Source organism: Pelomonas sp. CA6 (genome assembly GCF_022549225.1).
Classification (GTDB): Bacteria; Pseudomonadota; Gammaproteobacteria; order Burkholderiales; family Burkholderiaceae_C; genus Roseateles.
Window position 1 is genome coordinate 1 of the sequence record NZ_JAKZFD010000083.1, and the last position, 236, is coordinate 236.

A 236-nucleotide genomic window follows, 5' to 3' on the forward strand; every position below is an offset into this window, starting at 1 on the left:
CCGGCCACCGCCAGCGCCAGGTTCGCCTGGACCGAGGCCTCCAGATCGCCATGCGCCAGCACCACGCCCGCCCCGCTGTCCTGCAGCATCGCCGCCAGCCGTTCGGCCGGATACGACGGGTCCACCGGCACATAGGCCGCGCCGGCCTTGAGCACCGCCAGCACGCTGGCCACCAGCGCCACGCCGCGCGGCTGGCACAGCAGCACCAGCGGCTGGCCGCCGGCCTGCGCCGACGG

The 236-nt window shown here is 76.7% G+C and carries 1 protein-coding gene; it reads right to left on the reverse strand.

Annotation, left to right across the window (positions count from 1 at the left end; genetic code table 11):
* Window positions 1-236: AMP-binding protein (locus LZ017_RS22000; protein ID WP_241399061.1), on the reverse strand; the 236-nt coding region annotated here is incomplete at both ends.